Annotated in this window: 21 protein-coding genes and 1 tRNA gene; 13 read left to right on the top strand and 9 right to left on the bottom strand. The window is 42.2% G+C overall.

Annotation, left to right across the window (positions count from 1 at the left end; genetic code table 11):
- The 5 genes from hisH to hisG form a co-directional block, all read right to left on the bottom strand.
- Positions 1-380: imidazole glycerol phosphate synthase subunit HisH (gene hisH / locus WKF69_RS02250; RefSeq protein ID WP_340379208.1), on the bottom strand; the 380-nt coding region annotated here is incomplete at its 3' end.
- On the bottom strand, positions 377-1,468 hold the full coding sequence (hisB, locus tag WKF69_RS02255; protein ID WP_340379210.1) for a bifunctional histidinol-phosphatase/imidazoleglycerol-phosphate dehydratase HisB: 1,092 nt from the start codon (positions 1,466-1,468) through the stop codon (positions 377-379). The genes hisB and hisH, both read right to left, overlap by 4 nt.
- Entirely contained in the window at positions 1,465-2,520 is a 1,056-nt protein-coding gene (gene hisC, locus WKF69_RS02260; protein ID WP_340379212.1) for a histidinol-phosphate transaminase, read from the bottom strand. Before hisC ends, hisB begins: the two co-directional genes overlap by 4 nt.
- 182 nt (positions 2,521-2,702) lie before the next feature.
- Entirely contained in the window at positions 2,703-3,995 is a 1,293-nt protein-coding gene (hisD, locus tag WKF69_RS02265) for a histidinol dehydrogenase (RefSeq protein ID WP_340379277.1), read from the bottom strand.
- Positions 3,996-4,013: 18 nt separating this feature from the next.
- On the bottom strand, positions 4,014-4,865 hold the full coding sequence (gene hisG / locus WKF69_RS02270) for an ATP phosphoribosyltransferase (protein WP_340379214.1): 852 nt from the start codon (positions 4,863-4,865) through the stop codon (positions 4,014-4,016).
- Positions 4,866-5,200: 335 nt separating this feature from the next.
- On the opposite strand from hisG, the gene WKF69_RS02275 reads away from it, so the two are divergent.
- From WKF69_RS02275 to WKF69_RS02295, 5 genes are all read left to right on the top strand, one after another.
- Positions 5,201-5,554 carry a four helix bundle protein gene (locus tag WKF69_RS02275; RefSeq protein ID WP_340379217.1) on the top strand — a complete coding sequence of 118 codons (354 nt, stop codon included), beginning with the start codon at positions 5,201-5,203 and terminating at the stop codon, positions 5,552-5,554.
- Positions 5,555-5,689: 135 nt separating this feature from the next.
- On the top strand, positions 5,690-7,747 hold the full coding sequence (locus WKF69_RS02280; protein ID WP_340379219.1) for a BatA domain-containing protein: 2,058 nt from the start codon (positions 5,690-5,692) through the stop codon (positions 7,745-7,747).
- Entirely contained in the window at positions 7,740-9,005 is a 1,266-nt protein-coding gene (locus WKF69_RS02285; RefSeq protein WP_340379221.1) for a dihydroorotase, read from the top strand. The genes WKF69_RS02280 and WKF69_RS02285 overlap by 8 nt, the downstream gene beginning before the upstream one ends.
- Positions 9,006-9,014: 9 nt before the next feature.
- Entirely contained in the window at positions 9,015-9,686 is a 672-nt protein-coding gene (locus WKF69_RS02290) for a hypothetical protein (protein WP_340379223.1), read from the top strand.
- 30 nt (positions 9,687-9,716) lie between these two features.
- Positions 9,717-10,289 carry a DUF4199 domain-containing protein gene (locus WKF69_RS02295; protein ID WP_340379224.1) on the top strand — a complete coding sequence of 191 codons (573 nt, stop codon included), beginning with the start codon at positions 9,717-9,719 and terminating at the stop codon, positions 10,287-10,289.
- Positions 10,290-10,407: 118 nt separating this feature from the next.
- On the opposite strand, the gene WKF69_RS02300 is transcribed toward WKF69_RS02295, so the two are convergent.
- A complete protein-coding gene (locus WKF69_RS02300; protein ID WP_340379226.1) occupies positions 10,408-10,818 on the bottom strand; it encodes a response regulator in 411 nt (136 codons plus the stop codon).
- Positions 10,819-10,860: 42 nt separating this feature from the next.
- Positions 10,861-12,468 (bottom strand): S41 family peptidase, encoded by a 1,608-nt coding sequence (locus WKF69_RS02305; protein WP_340379228.1) that lies wholly within the window; start codon positions 12,466-12,468, stop codon positions 10,861-10,863.
- Between the two features lie 351 nt (positions 12,469-12,819).
- Here WKF69_RS02305 and WKF69_RS02310 point away from each other — a divergent pair, with 351 nt between their 5' ends.
- From WKF69_RS02310 to WKF69_RS02345, 8 genes are all read left to right on the top strand, one after another.
- Positions 12,820-13,773 carry a glycosyltransferase family 2 protein gene (locus WKF69_RS02310; protein WP_340379230.1) on the top strand — a complete coding sequence of 318 codons (954 nt, stop codon included), beginning with the start codon at positions 12,820-12,822 and terminating at the stop codon, positions 13,771-13,773.
- 44 nt (positions 13,774-13,817) lie between these two features.
- A complete protein-coding gene (locus tag WKF69_RS02315; RefSeq protein WP_340379232.1) occupies positions 13,818-14,783 on the top strand; it encodes a glycosyltransferase in 966 nt (321 codons plus the stop codon).
- Between the two features lie 3 nt (positions 14,784-14,786).
- Positions 14,787-15,527 carry a DUF975 family protein gene (locus WKF69_RS02320; protein WP_340379233.1) on the top strand — a complete coding sequence of 247 codons (741 nt, stop codon included), beginning with the start codon at positions 14,787-14,789 and terminating at the stop codon, positions 15,525-15,527.
- On the top strand, positions 15,517-17,025 hold the full coding sequence (locus tag WKF69_RS02325; RefSeq protein WP_340379234.1) for a GH3 auxin-responsive promoter family protein: 1,509 nt from the start codon (positions 15,517-15,519) through the stop codon (positions 17,023-17,025). Before WKF69_RS02320 ends, WKF69_RS02325 begins: the two co-directional genes overlap by 11 nt.
- A 2-nt stretch (positions 17,026-17,027) precedes the next feature.
- The gene (locus WKF69_RS02330; RefSeq protein WP_340379235.1) at positions 17,028-18,206 is read left to right on the top strand and encodes a 1-deoxy-D-xylulose-5-phosphate reductoisomerase; all 1,179 of its coding nucleotides are present in this window, start codon (positions 17,028-17,030) and stop codon (positions 18,204-18,206) included.
- 30 nt (positions 18,207-18,236) lie between these two features.
- The gene (gene rseP, locus WKF69_RS02335) at positions 18,237-19,565 is read left to right on the top strand and encodes an RIP metalloprotease RseP (protein WP_340379236.1); all 1,329 of its coding nucleotides are present in this window, start codon (positions 18,237-18,239) and stop codon (positions 19,563-19,565) included.
- Between the two features lie 109 nt (positions 19,566-19,674).
- Positions 19,675-20,232 carry a Fe-S protein assembly co-chaperone HscB gene (gene hscB, locus WKF69_RS02340; protein ID WP_340379237.1) on the top strand — a complete coding sequence of 186 codons (558 nt, stop codon included), beginning with the start codon at positions 19,675-19,677 and terminating at the stop codon, positions 20,230-20,232.
- A 93-nt stretch (positions 20,233-20,325) separates the two neighbouring features.
- Positions 20,326-20,405 (top strand) — tRNA-Leu (locus tag WKF69_RS02345).
- A gap of 123 nt (positions 20,406-20,528) precedes the next feature.
- On the opposite strand, the gene WKF69_RS02350 is transcribed toward WKF69_RS02345, so the two are convergent.
- Positions 20,529-21,071, bottom strand: coding sequence for a helix-turn-helix domain-containing protein (locus WKF69_RS02350; RefSeq protein ID WP_340379238.1), 543 nt, complete (start codon positions 21,069-21,071; stop codon positions 20,529-20,531).
- A gap of 509 nt (positions 21,072-21,580) precedes the next feature.
- A complete protein-coding gene (locus WKF69_RS02355; protein WP_340379239.1) occupies positions 21,581-22,729 on the bottom strand; it encodes a hypothetical protein in 1,149 nt (382 codons plus the stop codon).
- Positions 22,730-22,858: the final 129 nt, after the last annotated feature.

The following is a 22,858-nucleotide window of genomic DNA, read 5'->3' on the forward strand; positions in this document are numbered from 1 at the left end:
ACGCTCCCCAGCGATGAGCTTACCCGGTTCCAACCCGTATGGGGAATCTTAATATTTGACTGATCATCAAACAGCCTTGTTTTCAAGGGCACAATGCCAGTCAAAGTCGAATCCCCCTCCTCAGAGAACTCAGTTAACAATTGCATTCCGACACAAATACCGAGCACAGGTTTCTGAAGCTTAACAATAGCCGGCACAAGTCCCGTTTGCTCGAGCTTTTTCATCGCGGAGCCGGCATGACCAACCCCGGGAATAATGTAACGGTCATATTTGTCGAAATCTTCAGCAGTGCGGATCATTCCATACTCCAGTCCCAGCCTGTCAAGCGCAGCTGTGAGCGAAAAGATGTTCCCTGCTCCGTAATAAACGATCCCGATCATATAACTCCTTTGGTGGTTGGCAATTCGGTGCCTGTTACCTTTATAGCTTGTTTAATACTTTTTGCCAGGGCCTTAAAGCTGGCCTCAATCATATGATGGGCATTATCGCCGTCAATGATTTTTAAATTAAGATTCATGCCCGCATGCTCCGAAAAGGATTTCATCCAGTGCTCGAACATTTCAGTCGGAAAGTCACCTACATATTCCCGCGTAAACTTGCCTTCATAAATAAAGTAGGCGCGATCTGAAAAATCGATTGCGCATTGTACAAGAGCTTCATCCATCGGCAATAAAAAGCCATAGCGCTCTATTCCGCGCTTATCGCCAAGAGCTTGCTTAAATGCTTTCCCTAATGCAATTGCGCTGTCTTCAATCGTATGATGTTCGTCGATTTCCAGGTCTCCCTCAACTGTTAAACTAAGATCTACACCTGAATGCTTTGCCAACTGGTCAAGCATATGATCATAGAACTTCAAGCCTGTATTTATATTATGCTCGCCGTTCCCATCAAGGTTGAGGCGGAGGTTAATTTTAGTCTCTTTTGTATTCCGTTCAAAGTCAACTTTACGCTCGGATTTTATGGTAAGGAAAGACGTGATTTCAAGCCAGTTTTTACTGTTCAGATCAACTTCCGGGTTTTTATCCCCATAAAATATCGCTTTGCAGCCCAGGTTTTTTGCAAGCTGTACATCTGTTGTCCGGTCGCCAATTGTGTAAGAATTGCGCAGGTCAATCAGGTTTGATATAAGATAGCTGGTAAGCATGCCCGTGTTGGGCTTTCTGTTCGGACTATTTGCGTCTGCAAAAGAATCGTCTATAAATATTTCCGAAAACACAACACCCTCACTTTTAAGGATGTTAAGCATTTTTTGATGCGGCTTTTGAAAATCCTCTTCCGGGAAGCTGATGGTTCCCCGTCCGTCCTGATTGGTAACCATCACCAGCTCGTATCCAAAGTCCTGAAGCTTTTTCAATGATGATATGACGTAGGGTAAAAACTCCAGTTTCTCAAGGCTGTCTACCTGCATATCAACAGGTGGTTCCACGATCATTGTACCGTCACGGTCTATAAATAGTACTTTCTTCATTTCTGCACAGAAAATTTTTTTAGATTGTAAATTAAGTTTTCATTCTCTTCAGGCGTCCCGATAGTTATGCGCAGTGAGCCTTCACAAAGCTCAATTTTAGAACGGTCGCGAACGACTATGCCATTCCCTACAAGATGATCGTAAATCCCTTTAGCATCGAAAGTCTTTACCAGGATAAAGTTTGCATCAGAAGGGTAGATCTTTTGAACTATTTCCAATTTGCCCAGATCGCTTATGAGTTTTTCTCTTTCAGAAACAGTAAGCTTTATCCAATCATTGATCTGTTCAACGTTCTGTAAAGCCTCAAGAGCAAGCTGCTGTGATGCTTCATTAACGTTATAAGGAGGCTTAACTTTATTAAACACCTCGATGATCTCCGCACTGGCAAATGCCATCCCTAGCCTTAAACCCGCAAGGCCCCATGCTTTTGAAAGCGTATGAAGAACAACTAAGTTCGAATACTCTGTCAGCTCCTGGATAAAAGTTTTTTGGCGGGAATAATTGATGTAGGCTTCATCAATAACCACAAGGCCGTTGAAATTCGCCAGTATGGTTTCTATATCCGCCCGGTTTATTGAGTTGCCAGTCGGATTATTTGGTGAACAGATGAAGATGATCTTGGTGTTATCATCAATTGCTTCCGCTATCCCTTCCACATCCAGCTGATAATCTGGAGTTAATTTAATCTTCCGAACTTCAATATCGTTGATGTTAGCAGATACCTCATACATTCCGTAAGTAGGAGGTACTGTGATTACATTGTCAATACCCGGACGACAAAACGCCCTGAACAATATGTCTATAGCTTCGTCGCTTCCATTACCCACGAATATATTCCTTGGTGGAACTCCCTTGATCTCACTTAATCGTTGTTTTACCTTAAACTGCATCGGATCCGGGTAGCGATTGTAGTTGGCACCTAGCGGCGAGCCAAAACTGTTTTCATTCGCGTCCAGATACACTGATGCGTCCCCCTTAAACTCATCTCTTGCCGAGGAGTAAGGAACCAGGTTCTTAATATTTTCTCTAAGTATATTTTGAAGATTAAACATTTTCTTTCTATCGTTTTATTTGAATCAGGAACAAAGATCAAAGAGCCAGGATATAGGCGTGAAAATAATAACGATTGGTCTGGTAATCCTATAAATCCTAAAATCCTACTAATCCTAATAACTTACTTTTCCACCCCCTGCCCCCGCCAGCGGCCGCCAGCGGGGGACACCGGGCGCTAATCCTAATCCTTTTTTATCCGCACACTTATCGCGTTCTTATGCGCTTCTAATCCCTCCAACGAGGCCAGAACTTCCACTGCCGGACCGAGATTCTCAATCCCGGTTTTACTTATATGTTGGAAAGTGATCTTTTTCACGAACGAATCAACCGAGACACCAGAATAAGCTTTTGCATACGAGCTTGTCGGAAGGGTATGATTAGTCCCCGAAGCATAATCGCCGGCACTTTCAGGAGTAAGATGGCCCAGGAAAACTGATCCTGCATTAATAATTTTGCCGATCAGAGTTTCCCATTCGTCTGTTGCCAGGATAAGGTGCTCAGGCGCATACTGGTTGCTGAATAGTAAAGCCTCATTCAAATCCGTAGTTAAAATGGCGTAAGAATTTACGATGGCTTTCGCGGCAATGTCCCGCCGTGGCAACTCCAGGATCTGTTTACCGAGCTCAATAATAGTTTGATCAATAATTTCGCTTGAATCCGAAACAAGTACAGCCTGGCTATCAGCGCCATGTTCTGCCTGGGCCAGCAGATCTGCTGCCACATATACTGGGTTGGCGCTTTTATCAGCAATTACCAAAACTTCAGAAGGCCCGGCCGGCATGTCAATAGCCGTGTGGCTTTCAGATTGTATAATAGTTTTGGCTTTAGTTACGTACTGATTTCCCGGTCCGAAAATTTTATCAACTTTCATGATAGATTCTGTCCCATAGGCCATAGCCGCAACTGCCTGGGCTCCACCAGCAAGATATATCCGTTCTATTTCTAAAAGCTGAGCACAATATGCGAGGTACGAATTCACCTTTCCATCTTTTTGCGGTGGCGAACAAACTATGATCTCAGTACATCCGGCAAGCTTTGCTGGAATACCCAACATTAAAAAGGTACTTGGAAGAACCGCAGTGCCGCCTGGAATGTATAAGCCGACTTTCTCAATAGCCCGGGTTTCCCTCCAGCAAACTACCCCGGTCATTGTTTCAACCTTGTTTTCTTTGATCAGCTGTGTTTCGTGAAACTTTCGGATGTTATTATATGCAAGCTGAATCGCTTGCTTTTCAGTATCACCAGCCTCAGATGCAAGCTTGTCAATCTCTTCTTTTTCAATATAGAGCTGGTCTAGCTTTACCCCGTCAAACTTTTCAGCAAATGCCCGCAGAGCATCATCACCTTTCAGCTTAACCTCTTCAATAATATCTTCGACCGTAGTCCTGATATTATTATTTCCATCAGCATTACGAAGGCAAAGCTCTGCGACCTTTTTCTGATCCAGGTCACTTAGTTTATACACGTTCAGCATGGCTTTCACTTAACCCCGTTATAATATGATCTTCTCTATCGGCATCACCACTATACCCTGCGCACCTGCGCTTTTTAGCAGGCTAATCTTTTCCCAGAAATCCCGTTCGGGGATAACTGTGTGAACCGCAACCCAGCCTTCCTCTGCAAGAGGCACGACTGTTGGGCTTTTAACTCCCGGCAAAAGCTTAACAATCTTATCCAGGTTTTTAGATTCAGCATTTAGAACGACATACTTAGTCTCTTTCGCCCGCAGAACCGACTGGATCCGTTGGATTAGTTCGATGATCAGCGGGTTAGACTCTTCGTCTTTTCTGCCAATAAGCACCGCTTCAGACGAAAGGACATCAGCAAACGGTTTTAAGCCATTGCTTTTTAATGTACCTCCAGTCGACACAATGTCGAATATCGCGTCACTCAAGCCAAGGCCTGGAGAAATCTCCACAGAACCCGAAATTGTACGGATATCTGCATGGATATTATTTTTATCGAGAAATTTCTTTAGAATGACAGGGTAGGATGTAGCAATAGCCTTACCGTTGAGGTCGTCGATATTCTGGATATCGCTGTTGTTTTGAACCGCAAGCTTTAAAGTACATTTGCCAAATCCCAGCTTTTGCAGGTAGCTAACATTAACTTCTGTTTCGCTGATGACATTTTCGCCAACTATTCCCAGGTCTGCGATGCCATCCTGAACATATTCAGGAATATCGTCATCACGAAGGAATAAAATTTCTAAAGGGAAGTTGGAAACGGTGGAGATTAAAGAACTTTTATAGTTTTCGAAACTTAATCCGCAATTTTTTAGAAGTTCAACCGATTTTTCGTTTAATCTACCAGATTTCTGGATAGCTATTTTAAGAGTTTTCAAATTTTAAGTTTTAATCAGACCAAAAAAAAATTATTATGAAGTAGTTTCACGTAGAAACGTATATTATTTTACCATCGCCGCAAAGCGATGATGAAAATGTACGTGATGTGTGAAAACTTTAGTCATAATATTTGGCCCAATATGCTTGGGAGGCCCACAAATATAGATATTATCTCAGTAAAAACTAAAAATGTTTTTATTGGAGTTGACGGTTAACGGTGGACAGTTGACAGCGACTGGCCGTTAACTAACAAATTTCCATCACTAAGGCGTTTTATGGAATCACACTTCTAGTTTAGATTGATCGAATTCCAGAAGTTAACCTTTTTACACGCATGGGTATTGTTGCTACTAAATCCTTTTCTTTTGCTTTAGAAATCATAGAGCTTTACAAATTTCTATCAGAAGCGAAAAAGGAATATGTATTGTCAAAGCAAGTACTGCGCAGTGGAACAGCTGTTGGTGCGCTTATAAGGGAGGCTGAACATGCTCAATCAAAAGCAGACTTTCTTCATAAAATGAATATAGCACTCAAGGAAGCGAACGAGACAGAATATTGGTTAACGTTGTTAAAGGAGAGTAATTACATCGGTACAGATCACTATCAGCCTCTAATGGCTAGTTGTAAATCTATTCTTAGGTTGTTAATCAGTATCGTACATACAACAAAAACCTCGCTAAACAGATAGCCCTGCTATCGCCCATATTGGATAGTGGGTAGCAATTCTCGGGTTAAGGATTCACGCGCTGTCAACTGTCCACCGTCAACTGTCAACTCTTTTTTAAATTGAAACTGTCAACTTTTTTCCTAATTTTGTTACTTAATGAGATTCCTGTCCCCCGGATTTTTATTTGCCCTTCTGGCCATTGCCATTCCAATTATTATACATCTTTTTAATTTCCGGAAGTTCAAGAAAGTCTATTTCAGTAATGTTCGTTTCTTAAAGTTCGTACAGATCCAGACTTCATCACGCCAGCATCTTAAAGACAGGCTGATACTGGCAGCAAGAATTCTTGCACTTACATTTCTTGTGTTTGCTTTCGCAAGGCCGTATATGCCTAATCCTGAGCAGAAGAATTCCTACCAGGAGCAGGTCGTGAGTATCTTTATCGATAACTCCTACAGTATGGAGGCCATCAATAAGGAGGGAACTTTACTCGACGAGGCGAAACGAAGGGCGAAGGAAATTGCATCAGCTTATAGCCTCAATGACAAATTCCAGATTCTTACCAATGACTTCGAAGGAAAGTTCCAGCGGCTGTTGAATTATGATGAATTTCAAACCGCCGTCGAGGAGGTTAAGATAAGCTCTGCTAACCGCGACCTGAGCCAGATCATACGCAGGCAGGAGGATGTTTTTACAACGGAGCCTAATTCAAAGAAAACCGTCTATGTGATTTCAGATTTCCAGGAAAACATACTTCCTCAGGCACCAATCCAGGCAGATACTGCTATAACGGTAAGACTTGTCAGGTTAAAATCTAATTCCCAGCCTAATATTTCTATAGATTCTATATGGTTTGCTTCTGCGATCCACAAGCCCGGAGATCCTGAGCAGATGGTAGTGAAGCTTAGAAACAACTCCGATGAGGATGCTGAAAATATTCCAATCAGGATATTGATAAATAAACAACAAAAAGCGATAGGGAGCCTGAGCATTGAACCGCGGGCTACTTCAACAGATACTTTGTCGTTTAGCGGACTTAAAGCGGGCTGGCAGGAAGGGGAGATTGAGATCACCGATTTCCCGGTAGTATTTGATGACCGCTTCTATTTCAGCTTCAACGTACTGCAATCAATTCCACTGCTTATCATCAATGGGAGCAGCGAGAACGAATACCTGAATTCGGTCTATCGGTCTGATGTATTTTTCAACATAAGCAATGTTAGTTCCGGGAATATAAACTACTCAGGGTTAAATAGTTACCCGGTTCTAATACTTAACGAGGTTGAGCAAGTCAGCGATGGGCTTATCCAACAACTGCGGGCGTATGTTGCTAAAGGTGGCAGCCTGATGATATTTCCTGAACTTGGGAGCAATCAGGAAGGTCTCAAAAATTTATTACAAACTCTGAGAACAGATGTTCCGGCTGAGATTATCACTGCGGAAACTAAGGTCTCAGCGATAAATCTTCAGCATCCCATTTTTAAGGGCGTCTTTGAAAATATACCGCAAAAACTTGATTTACCGATAGCTAAAAAGTACCTCCGCTATAGCAGTCAGAATACTACCACTAAACAAAGTGTCCTGGAGTTCCCCGGAAGAGTGACATTCTTTGGAGAATATAGATTAGGACGTGGTAAGATATATCTTTCCGCTGTGCCTTTGAATGCAGAAACCAGTAATTTCGCACGACATTCTGTATTTGTCCCTATTATGTATCAAACAGTTTTGCTATCTCTTCAGGATCAGAATCTGTTCCATAAATTGAACAGGGATCAGGTTATTGAGCTGCCTAAGCTGACTCTCAATGCTAATCAGACTCTGAAACTAAAACGGGATAAATTTGAAGCAATTCCCGACCTGAGACAAAACGAAAATGCGTCTCAATTATATGTGGCAGATCAGGTTCGGCAGATAGGTAATTATAAGCTATTGAAAAATGACAGCCTGCTAGCAGTCTTATCCTTCAATGATGCGGGGGCTGAATCTGACCTGAGCTATGCAAGTGACCGGGTGATAAAGGGCAAATTTCCCGGCCAAAAGATCGACCTTATAACTCCGCAGCCCGGATCAATGCAGGGGCGTGTTAAATCCATCAATCAGGGAACTTCATTATGGAAGTTGTGTATAATACTTTCACTCTTATTTTTAGCCGCCGAAATATTGCTTATACGGTTCTATAAAAAATCACAAACTAAAGCTGTACAACTTGAATAACTTACTAATTCAATCGGCCACGATTCTTGATCCCCAAAGTAAACATCATGGGAAAGTTGCTGATATACTCGTCGTGGATGGGAAGATATCAGAAATAGGGAAGAGTATTAAATCTTCCGCCAAGAATACCCTCACCATAAATGCCAAAGGACAATATCTGTCGGCTGGCTTTTTCGACCTAAATGTAAATTTTGGAGATCCTGGGCTTGAAACGAAGGAGGACCTGAGCACCGGAACCGCATCAGCTGCGGCGGGCGGTTTCACCGGCATAGCATTAATGCCAAACACCCAGCCTCCAATCCATTCAAAGGCCGAAGTCGCATATCTTGTCAACCGCTCAAAAAACAGCCTTGTCGATATTTATCCATTGGGATGTATAAGCCATAATTGCGAGGGAAAAGAGCTTGCCGAGATGTTTGACATGCAGCAAACGGGGGCAATCGGCTTTACAGATGGTAAAAAGCCAGTGAGCAATGCTGGATTGATGAGCAGGGCTCTATTATATACCAAATCGTTCAACGGTCTTATAATTTCATATGCTGAGGATCAGGATATCGCTGGAAAGGCAAAAATGAATGAAGGGGTAATGAGCACTTATCTTGGAATGAAGGGGAATCCTTCCCTGGCCGAGGAACTGATGATCTCCCGAGACCTTTATCTTGCCGAATACAATGATGCCAGGATCCATTTCAGCACGATAAGTACAGCTAACAGCGTCGACCTTATCCGGAAAGCTAAAAAAACTGGTGTACAGGTCACCTGTGAGGTTGCTGTCCATGCTTTAGTGCTTACAGAAGATCTTTTAGAAGGGTTTGACAGTAACTACAAAGTAAAGCCACCCTTGCGTACTAAAGCTGATCAGAAAGCCTTAATTGCGGGGCTCAAGGATGGTACAATAGATGCAATTGTTTCTCAGCATACTCCGCACGAGATAGAATTCAAGGATGTTGAGTTTGAGATCGCTTCTTATGGCATAACAGGTCTTCAGACAGCCCTGCCGCTTGCTTTGAAAGCTGGTTTATCTCCTGAACAAATCGTTGAAAAGATGGCTATCAACCCGCGAAAAGTTCTTGGCTTATCAAATCCTGTCTTAGAAGCAGGAAAATCTGCTAACTTTATACTGTTTGATCCATCGGAAGAGTGGACCTATGATGAGGAAACAAATTACTCTAAATCAGAAAATTCGCCTTTTTTTGGGGAGAAATTGAAAGGAAAGATTAAGTTAGTTTATAATAATGCCCAATACTTCACTTATTAACCGGATTGTATGGATGCAAGTGTAAAACAGGCAATGCTGGCAGCATTGAGACAATATGCTGCAATTAGCAAAAAAGACAGTAAGGGGTTCTATGACAGTCTCGTTCAGGTCTTTGATAGTTCCGACGATTATCTTGAAAAGGTAGCTGCGATGGATAATAAATTCGACGATAATCCGGAATTTGAATCACTCAGGGAACTTTTCTTCGATCTTTTGCTGATTAATTTCTTCAATGAGGATGTGCGCAAACTGGAGGAAGATTATCTGGATTCACCCGAATGGGAGGCGATCGAAGAAAAGACGCTCGACCGCGGTACTGAGCTCCTGAACCTGATGCTATACCTGAAAGAGTGTGAAGACGAAGATATAGAACCCGACCTGGAAGACTTTTTGAAGGAGTTCTTACTGGTTGAAGAGGATGAATTCCAGGATGAACACCGAATATATGAGGACGTCATCGCGAACCAGATCCTCGTAGATAGTGACCTTCAAGAAGTAGCCCGGGTTGCACATGCCCTGCCTGAGGATTCTGAACTGAAAGAGCTGTTTTATCCCATGATTGGGTTTTTCCGTGATCAGCATCCGGACAATGATGATTTTGATGAATTCGTCAAACACAGTAAAAATGCTGAATTTGATTCGGCAGTTTATTCACTTTTAATATCTTACAACCAACGCTAATAATTAAAAACCTAACCTAAACTATTTAAAATGGAATTATCATTAGAAAATTTAAATAAGGCTGCTGCAAACAACGGCCTTATTATTGGAATCCTGTCGGCTATCCTTGGCATCGTCATCTTTTACATAGCCCCATCGCTCTTTGGCTCAATGTGGTTTAGCATTGGTAATTTAGTTTTTTTTCTTGTGTTGTATATTTTCTTTACCATCGATCTTCGTAAAAAGATAGGAGGTTATTGGAACTTCAAACAAGCTTTCACAGGCATATTTATTATGGCTTTTGTAGCGGGCCTTCTACTAACGGTAGTCAACTACCTTTTTTACCAATTCGTTGAACCAGATGGGTTTGCAAAGATCTCCGGATTCATTGAACAAGGTGCGACAAAAACCTTCGAAAGTATGGGGATGGATGAGGACCAGATAGAAAAAGCGGTCAGCGAACAGCTAAAAAGTATGAAGAAACAGTTCGACCCGACTCCGATGGACATGCTTACAAATTTTGGTATTGGGCTTGTGGTTGAAGTAATAATGTCACTCATTTTCGCAGCCATCTTCAAAAAAGAAGCTCCAATCTTCGCGCCGGTCGAAGATGACGTGGACTAAATATTCATCAAATTGAAAATTCCGATATTCCTATTTTAGAGTATCGGCATTTATTTTTGCCTTTTTGGAAAGATTACTTGTAGGGTATTTTTCGTGGAGACTGCTTATACAAGCTTTTCTAAAGCACCTTATTATGCAAGCCCGGTAGAGCAAGCTTTCGGAAATAGTCGGCAGTTAATTGTGACGTTACGAAATCAATAATAACAGGATAATCTTTTGCCTTATTTATTTCATTTTCATCTACCGTAAATGAGTTGATTATCACGCTGGTCTCCTCAAAGGAAGGCAGATACAATTGCGAAAACCTTTCCAGAAACTCCCAGCCATCTACTTTGGGCATGTGAATATCCAAAAGAACCAGGCGCGGATAATTGCTTCCAGATGTTTCTGTAAGTTTAGAATAATAATCAAGTGCCTCCTGCCCATCAGAGGCTGTAATTACAGTATCAGTTATGCCTGACTGTAGTAACAGCCTTTTCTGCACGAAAAGATTAATGTTGCTGTCGTTAATGCAAAGTACGGGTATCATAGTAGGTGTAGTACAAATTTAAACAATAAACATCGACTTCCATCATTTGGTTTTAAATCTATGCTCGACCATACCTCTGAAAGAATGATCTTCATTCAAATCCCGTACCTCCAGCGAGCTGGAAGTGCTGCTTATTTTCTCACCTTTTATACTAAGCAGGGTAGCGAGGCTGCTTGTTGAAATGAAGCTTCCCTTTGAAATGTAATTTATAGCAGCAGCAAAGCAGGCTTCTTTTGGATCACCAAAATCGTGGGTCACATCATCCGCTGTATCCCAGTCGGGAGTAAAGCCAGAGAAATAGTCTGTTTGACCGGCCGAGTTGATGCTCGTGAACATCGAATAATAAACGTCATAGTTGTTTTCGAGCGTAACCGGGAAGAATCCAACAGGCTTACCATAGGACGGTTTACCTACAAGCTTCACATCCATATAAGGACGGAGATTATTGATCAGCATCTCACTCGCAGAGGCAGTATTGCCGCTTATTATAAAAACCACTTTCTGAATAGAATTCAGGGTGCCAGCTTTCTGGAAATTATAGCTGTTATCCTGTTCCCTGTAGCTGTAATCTGCATAGGTAAGCATCCGACCATTAGAATATTGCGGTTTATTATTGCCATCAAGTGAAGGTTGATTTTTTAATATCGTAGCCCCGCCGCTTTGCATCAGGGTGTTGAATTTTTCGCGGAACATTATTTTTCCGTTAAGACTAGAAGGTGCTATCAGATTTGTGAAATGTTCTGCGGTGGATACATAGCCTCCGCCATTATATCTGAGATCTATCACAAGGTCTGTAACTCCGGTTCCCGCAAATCGGGAAAATATCGCATTCAGAACGCTATTTGAGTTAGTTGCGCTTGAAAAATGGGCGTAAGCAATGTAGCCAACCTTTTTTCCATTCGTGGTTATGACAGTGTCTTTGTATATCGGACTGCTTTTATAAGAGGTTCTGGTTATCGTAACATCAAAAGTAGCCCCGCTGACTTTTTTGCCAGCTAATCTTACAGAGCTTGCGCTGAGGGCGACGTTGATCAGTGTTACTTCGCTATTATAATTGCTCCCAACCGTTGTGTTATTGATTTTGTTGATGATATCTCCACGTGAAATTCCTGTCCGATCTGCGGCTGAACCCTGACTTACAGATTTGACTCTAACTTCATACGCCGAAGAAGTTCCAATTGCAGAAAAGGAGATGCCTGTATCATAACCATTTCCTTCGATATCAACCGAACCCTGAAGATCGGGAATGTAAGCAACCGGATTAGCTGCTCCCTGATCCTTTATGTATGAATATTTAGAATAGCCGGCATTTCCCCCGGAACTGCCCGCAAGAAATTCATAAGGCTTGCCCGTTGCGGGATTTATGCTGTACTGGCTCAGATTGAACAGTGCAAGCTGATAAGAAGCAAGATTAGATCCACTGGTATAGCTTCTCGGATTAAAGGCATCATATGCAGGTATTGCATCATTCCAGTAATACACTTCCTTTGCATAAAGAAAAATTGAATCAAGGGTAAGTTGTCTGCGGGTGCCGTTTGCCGGAGCTGTTGTGGTAGTGGTTGAAGTCGTTGGCGGCTGTATAACTGCGGGTTCTTTTTTACAGGCTGCAAAAAGGAAAACGAGCGCCGAAAGAATAAAAAAGTTTTTCATTTATTATGATTTGTTAATGTTCTAATTCTAAAGTAAAGGGGTTTCATGAAGATTAAATGAAGTTGGAACATTTAGGTTAGTTTACGTAAATGGGAGGGTTTCGGTTTTGGGCCGGTTGTTAGTTGTTAGTTGTTGGGCAATGCGCCTAGCCTATCCTTAATCGGGTCTTAATTGGCAGCGCGTTTAGTCCATCCAGTCTAACAACCAACAACCAACAACTAATAACTTTTCCTCCTATTCGAAAGAAAACTATATATTCCGACTTTTATTAATGAAATTTGCACGCTTATAGATAACCTCGTTAAGCATCATGCCACTTTCAACTTTCAACTTTCAACTTTCAACTGAAAAATGAATATTTCAGTAGTCGTTCCTTTATTAAACGAGGCAGAATCATTGCCCGAACTTACAAGCTGGATTAGCCGCGTCATGGATGCGAACGAATTCACTTATGAGATCATTCTCATCGATGATGGAAGTAACGACGGCTCATGGGATGTTATCGAATCTTTAAAACAGCAGCTCCCTAATATCGTAGGCATTAAATTCCGGAGAAATTACGGGAAATCGGCTGCCCTTAATGTAGGTTTCGAGGCCAGCCAGGGGAATGTCGTCATCACAATGGATGCGGATCTTCAGGATAGCCCGGATGAAATTCCTGAACTATATAGAAAAATCACTGGAGATAAATTTGACCTTGTGTCAGGCTGGAAGCAAAAGAGACACGATCCCTTAAGCAAGACAATTCCAACTAAAGTATTTAATTTCTTTACCCGAAAGATGTCAGGCATCCATAACCTTCACGATTTTAACTGTGGCCTGAAGGCTTATCGGAAAGAAGTGGTAAAAAATATTGAAGTTTACGGCGAGATGCATCGCTATATACCTGTCATTGCAAAATGGGCAGGATTTACGAAAATTGGTGAGCAGGTCGTGGAGCATCGGGCAAGAAAATATGGCACGACGAAATTTGGTTTAAGCCGCTTCGTGAACGGCTTCCTGGATCTATTGTCGATATTCTTTGTTGGCAAGTTTTCCAAGCGGCCCATGCACTTTTTCGGTACTATGGGTGCTTTGAGTTTCCTTACGGGGATGTTTATTACGATCTGGATCATTGGCAATAAGCTTTATAATATTTCAATGCATATCCATAACAACAGGGATGTAACGGAACAGCCATTGTTCTATATTGCACTCGTCGCCATCGTTGTTGGTTTCCAGCTTTTTCTTACGGGATTCATAGCTGAGATGGTTTCAAGGAATTCTCCGGACAGGAACTCATATCACATTGAGAAGACGGTATGAGCTTAGAGCTTAAAGTCAATAGCTAACCCTAAAGTCTACCGAAGATGTTCTTTTCCATTATCATCCCTTTATATAATCGTCCTCAAGAGATTGATGAGCTACTGCAGACCCTAACCCGGCAGACCTATCTGCAGTTTGAGGTTTTGGTGCTTGAAGATGGATCTGTAAATGGTGCGAAAGATATTGTCAGCAGCTACTCGGAAAAGCTGGATATCAGCTACTATTTTAAAGAGAATGAAGGTCAGGGCTTTACCCGAAACTATGGGTTTGCCCGGGCAAAAGGCGACTACTTCGTTGTTTTTGATTCTGATTGCCTCATTCCCGAGGATTATCTGGAAACTGTAAAGGAATATTTGCTGGAACATCAGCTAGATGCGTATGGCGGCCCGGATGGCGCACACAGCTCTTTTACGCCTATACAGAAAGCCATAAGTTATGCAATGACTTCGCCGTTCACAACAGGTGGGATCAGGGGTAACAAAAAGCATATAGGGAAGTTTCATCCCCGTAGCTTCAATATGGGGATCTCACGTGAAGTATGGGAAAAGACCGGCGGTTTTATCCTCACCAGGCTCGGCGAGGATATCGAATTCAGCATACGCATACATTCATTGGGATTTAAGATCGGACTGATACCGGGTGCAGTAGTATATCACAAACGGCGGACGAGCTTTACCCAGTTCTACAAACAGCTGCACTTCTTTGGCAGGGCACGGATCAATATTTATAAACACTTTCCGTCTGAACTGAAACTTGTGCATTTTTTTCCTGCAAGCTTTACGATCTTCATTTTTTTAAGTGTGATTTTAAACCTTTTAAAACATCCTTTAGCAGCATTTTGTAATACTATGCTGGCTTTGTATGTTTTGTTGATATTTTTCCATTCACTAGCGACAAACAGATCAGTAAAAGTTGCATTTTTGAGCGTACTTGCATCATTCGTTCAGCTGACGGCTTATGGCTTGGGTTTTATACAGGATTTTTGGAAGCGAATAATTTTAAGAAAGTAGTTTATGGACAGAGTGGTTTCAGTGAAGGAGGTTTTTCTAGATTCATGGCGGTTAGCCAAGGACAATTTATTGGTGCTGCTCGGCCTGACGGTATTTCAGTTTGCAATAATTTTTATCATATCATTGCTTTCTATGGTCTTAGGCAATGCAAGTACCCTGCTTCTTTCTTTATTTGACGCTTTCTACACTGTTGCCTTTTACCAGATATTTTTCAAATTGATAGATGATCCTAAAGATGCTTCGTTTCCGGATGTTATTCCAAACCTGCTTAAAGCCTTTAATTTCCTGATCGTTAAGCTTATTATTAGCCTTGTGCTGGTTCTTATTATTGCGATTATAAGTTCAATTTATTTTATCAATACACCTCAGATCGAGATAGACAAGGAAAATCCTTTCAGCTGGGAAATGCTTCCTATTTTCATTTTGATCTCCATTCCAATAACCTATTTAACTATCCGGCTATGCTTTGTTGTGGCTTTTATTGTTGATCAGGAATCGGGATCTTCTGAATCTATCAGCCAGAGCTGGACATTAACAAAAGGACACTTCTGGTTTATTTTTAGACTATTTCTGCTCATGTTGGGTGTAAACATTTTGGGCGCAATGGCTTTCGGTGTTGGTACCTTGTTCAGCGTACCGTTCTCCAGCATTATTCTTATCATCGCCTACCGCCATATGGTAAACAGTTACGCCGATGAGGAGGAAATACTTCTTGATGACGTAGAAAGTAACAATGAGAATTAAGTCTGTATTAGCTAGGCCGCTGGCTGCTTTAGTAGTTATGCGGATTAATAAGTGGAAAAAGAATCCCCTTGCTGCACAGGGCAAGGTTTTTGACAAACTTATAAGCAAGGCTAAGGATACTGCATTTGGTCGGGATCATGTTTTTTCAGGCATAAATTCTTATGAGGATTTCAAGAAAAATGTACCCGTCCGTGACTATGAAGGCCTTAAACCATATATCGAACGGGTAGTCAAGGGTGAGGCTGATGTACTTTGGCCGGGGAAACCTAAATATCTTGCTAAAACGTCCGGTACAACATCAGGCACAAAATATATCCCAATATCTAATGATTCGATGCCTGAGCATGTCAGAGGAGCTCAGAACGCGATGTTTTGCTACATCCACGAAACGGGTAAAGCAGATTTTCTGGATGGTAAGATCATTTTCCTGCAGGGCAGCCCTGTAATGGAGCATAAAAATGGCATCGCTTTCGGCCGCCTGTCAGGCATAGTTGCGAATCATGTCCCTTCCTACCTTCAGAGAAATCGCCTGCCATCTTTTGCGACCAATAGTATTGAAGACTGGGAGGAAAAAGTAGAGGCAATTGTTGACGAAACGATCAATGAAGATATGCGGCTTATTTCTGGTATCCCGCCATGGGTACAGATGTATTTTGACCGCCTTTCAGCACATTCTGACGGAAAAAAGATCAAAGATATTTTCAGGAATTTCTCCCTTTTCGTCCATGGAGGTGTCAATTTTGAACCTTATCGGGCAAGGCTTGAAGAGAGCATCGGCAAAAGCATCGACTCGATCGAAACTTATCCTTCCTCCGAAGGCTTTATTGCCTTCCAGGATTCCCAAACTGAAAGGGGCTTGCTTTTGATCCTCAATTCAGGGATCTTCTATGAATTTATCCCATCTGAAGAATACTTTAATGAAAACCCTACCCGGCTTGCTCTTAAAGATGTCGAAATGGATAGAAATTATGCCTTAATACTGAACACAAATGCTGGCCTTTGGGGGTACAGCATCGGGGATACTATTAAATTTGTGTCAAAAGACCCTTATCGCATAATTGTCACAGGCAGAATTAAACACTATATTTCGGCTTTTGGGGAACATGTGATAGGAGAGGAAGTTGAGTCGGCCATCCTGTCTGTTGCAAAGAAAGAGAATCTGGAGATCACTGAATTTACTGTTGCGCCTCAGGTTACGCCCGCAGATGGGTCTTTGCCGTATCATGAGTGGTATGTAGAGTTTGCCCGGCCGCCTGCTGACCTCAGGGCTTTCAGCTCAAAGGTGGACAAATCCCTGCAGGCGCTGAATTCGTATTATCTTGACCTGGTTGAGGGAAAAGTTTTACAGCCACTGATCATGCACTCACTTAAAAAAGATGCGTTCAGAAACTATATGAAGGCACAGGGAAAGTTAGGCGGGCAGAACAAGGTGCCAAGATTATCCAACGACAGGCTTATTGCTGACGAGTTAAACAAATTGGCAAGCCGTAAAGAATAATTGTGAAAGAAGATCAAAATCTTAAAAACATAGCCATTCTCGGCTCCACAGGAAGCATAGGTACGCAGGCTCTCGAAGTTATCCGCCAGAATCCTGGCCGGTTCAGGGCTTTCGCGCTTACCGCTCAGAATAATGCAGAGCTGCTTGTTGCACAGGCTATTGAGTTTAAGCCCGCATTTGTGGTGATCGGCAGCAGGGAAAAGTATGAAGATCTCCAGTTCACACTGCATCCTCACGGGATAAAGGTGCTTTGCGGAATTGAAGATATGTGTGAAGTGGTAACCCACCCCGATATTTCAATGGTCCTGACGGCAATGGTCGGTTTTGCAGGGCTAAAGCCCACGCTTGCGGCGATAAAAGCCGGGAAAGATATCGCCTTAGCTAACAAGGAGACCCTTGTTGTCGCTGGGGAGCTGGTTACCAGCCTGGCAGAAAAGTATAAGGTAAAGATTCTGCCGGTTGATTCTGAACATTCAGCAATATTTCAATGCCTCGCTGGCGAAGAAAATAATGCGATAGAAAAAATCTATCTAACTGCATCGGGAGGCCCGTTCAGGGGAAAGACTTCAGAGTTCCTTGCGTCCATAACAAAAAAGGAAGCGTTAAAACATCCCAATTGGGTGATGGGTGAGAAGATCACTATCGATTCGGCATCCCTAATGAACAAAGGGCTTGAGGTTATCGAAGCCAAATGGCTTTTTAACCTGGATGTTTCTCAGATTGATGTTATCGTACACCCGCAGTCTATTATTCATTCGATCGTGCAGTTTCAGGATGGCTCAATGAAGGCCCAGATGGGTTTGCCGGATATGAAATTACCTATCCAGTATGCGATAGCCTATCCGGAACGCTTACCGAATAATTTCCCGAGATTTAACTTTATGGATTTCCCGAACCTCAGCTTTGAACAGGCTGACAAAAAGACGTTCAGGAACCTGGCGCTGGCATTTGATGCGCTAAATACTGGCGGTAACATGCCATGCGTTATCAATGCAGCTAATGAAGTTGTTGTGGCTGAGTTTTTGAACAACCGTCTTGGATTCTTACAGATGAGCGACGTTATTGAGAGTTGTATGTCTGAAATTTCCTTTGTTGATGATCCAACGCTGGATGATTATTTGGAAACCGACAGGCAAACCCGGGTGTATGCGCAGGACCTGGTAACAAAAAAGAAGTATTAATATCTAAAGAAATAAAATAGAGAATAAGGCATGGATGGATTAGTAATGACAGGTCAGCTGTTACTTGGATTATCAATTTTAATTATATTACATGAAGCAGGGCACTTTTTAGCCGCTCGCGCTTTCGGCATACGGGTAGAGAAATTTTACCTTTTCTTCGATGCATGGGGATTTAAATTAGTAAGCTTCAATTATAAGGGTTGCGAATATGGGATAGGATGGCTTCCCCTTGGAGGTTATGTAAAGATTTCTGGTATGATCGATGAGTCGATGGATACCGAACAGCTTTCCGGTCCCCCGAAGCCATGGGAGTTTCGTTCAAAACCGGCATGGCAGCGACTAATTGTCATGCTTGGCGGGGTAACAGTAAATATTGTGCTGGGTATTTTCATATTCTGGATGCTTACCTTAAGCAATGGCGAGACTTTCATTCCGAATGACAAGATCCCTTACGGTATAGCGCCGGGAATAATTGGAAGAGAGATCGGTTTGCAGAACGGTGACCGCATTACAGAAGTAAATGGCAAACCTGTAAAACGATTCGAAGAGTTAACAAGTTCGAAAGTTCTTCTTGGTAATACCGAGCTTACAGTACAGCGGGGAGGGGAAACTAAAAACATTCACGTTCCCGGAGATGTGCTTGAGAAGGTATCAGATTTGGGTATCGGACAGTTCGTAGAGCCCCGTGTTAAGATTTCAGGCATCTCAATGGTTGAACCCGGCGGTAATGCTGAAAAAGCAGGTGTTAAGTTGGGAGATAGTATCCTTGCGATCAACAATACCCCTGTTATCTTTTACGATGAATTCAAGAAGATTGTAGTTGCTAACAAGAATAAGCAGGTTGCCCTGACGGTTGTTAGAGATAATAAAACTGTTGAGATCCCCACCAAAGTTTCTCCAGAAGGAACGGTGGGAGTTTACATCCCGCTATATCACGATATTCCTTTAGAAACAATCGAATATGGTTTTCTTGGATCATTACCGGTGGGTGCGTCACGCGCCTGGGGATCTTTCATGGACAATGCTAAAGGACTCGGAAAAGTAGCCTCCGGACAGGTAAAAGCAAATAAGGCATTTACAGGCCCTATAGGGATCGCTACTATGTTTGGCTCCACAGTTAACTGGGTTAAGTTCTGGAGCCTTGTCGGCCTTCTTTCTATGGCCCTTGCGCTAATGAACCTGTTGCCAATCCCCGCACTTGACGGCGGCCATGCAATTTTCCTTCTTATCGAAATGGTGAAAGGGAAACCTCTTGGCGATAAGTTCATGGAGCGGGCGCAAATGGTTGGCTTCGTGATATTAATTACGCTGATGGTTTTTGTATTCGGGAACGATATTATAAAGCACGTTATTAATTGAGTTGAGAGCCTGCCGGCAGGCAGGTTGAGAGTGGTCGTGCGAACGTACCAACGTTGCCACCACGGGTTTGCTTTGCACGGGCAAGGAATCCTATGAATCTTATAATCCTATGAATCCTAATCCAGACAGCATAGATCCTAATAACTACTTCGAATTCTACAACCTGCCCGTTAGTTTCCAGATCGATGAGGCCCAGCTGAAGAAGAAGTTCTACGCATTTAGTAAAGAGTACCATCCTGATTTTCATGCGAATGAATCGCAGGAAAAGCAGGATGAGATATTAGAACTTTCAACGATTAATAACAAAGCATACAAGGTGCTTTCAGATCCGCTCAAACGTATCGAATATATCCTCGAGCTTCATGATATGATTGCGGAAGGGGATAAATACACCCTGCCTCAGGAATTCCTGATGGACATGATGGATGTGAATGAGGCTTTAATGGATATGGAATTCGACCCGGATCCTAGCCGCTTAATGACCATCTCTTCTGAAATAGACCAGCTTGAAGCTTCGCTGTTCGACGAGCTGAAGCAGCTTACAGACGAGTTTGATGCCAAAACTAACTCAGATCCGAATAGCATCCTTGTAACAATCAAAGATATCTGGTACAGGCAGAAGTATCTGATGCGGATCAGGACGAGTATGAATAAGTTCAGGGGATAAAAATTCTCAAAATCAAACCTTAAAATTCAAAAAAATATCTACTTTTGTCACCCGCGCAAATGTAACAACATATATAATATACCTCCCGAAAATGCCCAGCTGGCGGAACTGGTAGACGCGTCGGTCTCAAACACCGATAGGAAACTGTGCCGGTTCGATTCCGGCGCTGGGTACAATTTAATTCTTAATTACAAAATGGCTTTCTCTATATTGGGAAGGCCATTTTTATTTCGACTGCTGAGAAAGATTCCAAACCATACGATTTGAAGAATTTTCACAGCAAAAAGTTAGTTTAGCTATACTTTGGCTGCTAAGATATTTATAGCTAAAGGGTACTTGTAAGCTTGGCCGTTAAATACTTTGATGGTGTTTAGTATAATTATTCCTGTACTGAATAATGCGAGGCCTATTAGAATAACTATCGGAATTATCAGGATCGAAAGTATACCGCACGGAATCATGTACAGCAGCATGCTTAACTGAAAGTTTACTACATGTCTGGCATGTTCATCAATTCCTTTCACATCATTTTTTTTAAAAACCCAGATAGCGAGGGGAGGAAGGAGCAGTATGAATAAGCCGCTCAAATGCAATATAGGTAGCCAAATACTTCCACCATCTGGTTCTTCATGACTATCTAGTTTATTTATGTTATTTAAGACATCGAAATGAACCTCAAATGCTGCTGCTATATTTTGCAACGTATAGGCTCTGGGGTCTACTTCGTCATTCTCAATGCGTTGAATAGTACGTGCAGTGGTATCAGTTTTTGCAGCAAGGTCTTCTTGAGTCATACCCTTTTGTAGGCGTAACTCTTTTATGTATTGGCCGGTTGTCATAATAAAAATGTTCGTGCAAATAACAGCATAAATTTAAGGTCAATCCAGCTACAAATACACGACAAATACACGACATTACGATAATGTTTTGAGTTCATCCAGATTTGATACATTGAAAAATGATGGAATTCGTAGCCTTTATTACACGATCGATATTCTGCAAATTTTCAATCAATCTTCCTTGAAAAGGTTCGACTTAATGACAGCAAGGTTTACATAAGCTTTAGAGTAATCTGCGTCTTTTTGATATAAAATATTGATCGTCACCACATTACCCTGTTCCTTGCAGGATTTAATTTCGTAATGGTTGTAACTTTACTCCAGCCTTGTTGTTTTGCGCCGATGTAATTATCAAATGATCGTTTGCTGTTATCCATCTATTGTGCGCTCTGTTATTGACTGTTTTCATAGCTCATGGTCAGGATCACCGCACTAAATTGGAGCGAGTCAATCATAACCAGTTGTCCTTTTAGCAACTATCCGCGTATGAATGGCCTACCCTTATATTTTCATTCAGCCCCCTCAAAAATCGGCTTCTGAAACTGGTGCTGCGGGTCATTGGCAAACTGGTTAGGCAGGCTCCTTTTTTCCAGGTAGGGTGACATGGTTGTAATTGTTACTTTATTTTCCTTTACAGAAAATTTCATAATACGCAGGTATCCATTACCACCATTCACTTTTTCGACGGTGCCATCGGGCGTGAGCGACTGGAAGTCAGAGACATACGTGCGAACAGGGTTCATGCCTTCGCGGCTCAAGGGAAAATAATTCACATCGCCTTTAAAGTTAGCGATGTGGCCGCCCAGGATCAAAGCCAGATTGGGCTGATCTTTCATTTTATCATAAAACATCTGGCCCTGTTTGCCGAGTTTGTTGCCTTTTATATTTGCTGCGTAATGTGTAACTATAATTCCGCTGTGTTTGGGATACCTTTTTAACACTCCGAGAGCCCAACTGTTGCGTGCCTCGTCATCTGCAATGTTTTTTTCCTGATCGTCGTCAAATTCCAGGTAAATAACCAGCCACTTCCGGCCACCCGCTTTAAACAAATCGTAATGATCGTCGTAGCTATCGCCTTCACGGGTTCCGCCGAAAAAAGGTTTGTCGGCAAAACGTGATTTTCCTATTCCCTGGTTCACAAACCATTTGTGGAACAGCTCGGTACTATTCCCCACTGCATCCCCGGCGTAAGGAAACTGATCATGATTACCAACCGCTATTCCGTATGGAATCCTGGCAGCATCCAGTGGCCTCATAATTGAATCGCAAGCTCTGAAACGTTCTTCACTAATCGCACGTGCAGTGTCACCCATCGCCGCGTTGGAAGTTTTGGTCATGTTTATGCTCTGACTTAAATCACCCAACTGGGTTACATACGCGATGTTATACCGTTTACGATTCGCAACTACCCATTCTACCTGATCGCGAAACATATCGCGGTTAGCTACACCACGTAAATTCTGAATATAGTTCTGAGTGTCGGGAAGAACAATTATGGAAAACTCGTCAGTCTTATTATTTGTTGCAGCCTGAGTAAGTTTCTCGGGTTCCAGGCAAAGTGCAATGATTATAACAAGTATTTGCCAGAAATTAAAGGACCGATTGGACTTCCAATAAATCGGGGAGTCTTTTTGAAGGTTTGTCTGTTCAGTTTTCATCGGGTTGGATATTCCCTAAATTAGTACCAGGATCAACCTTGATCACTGTTTTCTGTGCCATAACGATTACTGCAGATGTAAACGTTAGGACGAGACCTAAAAGTAAATTTGATTGTGAAACATCTAGCA

This window comes from Daejeonella sp., from assembly GCF_037719425.1.
Taxonomy (GTDB): Bacteria; Bacteroidota; Bacteroidia; order Sphingobacteriales; family Sphingobacteriaceae; genus Daejeonella.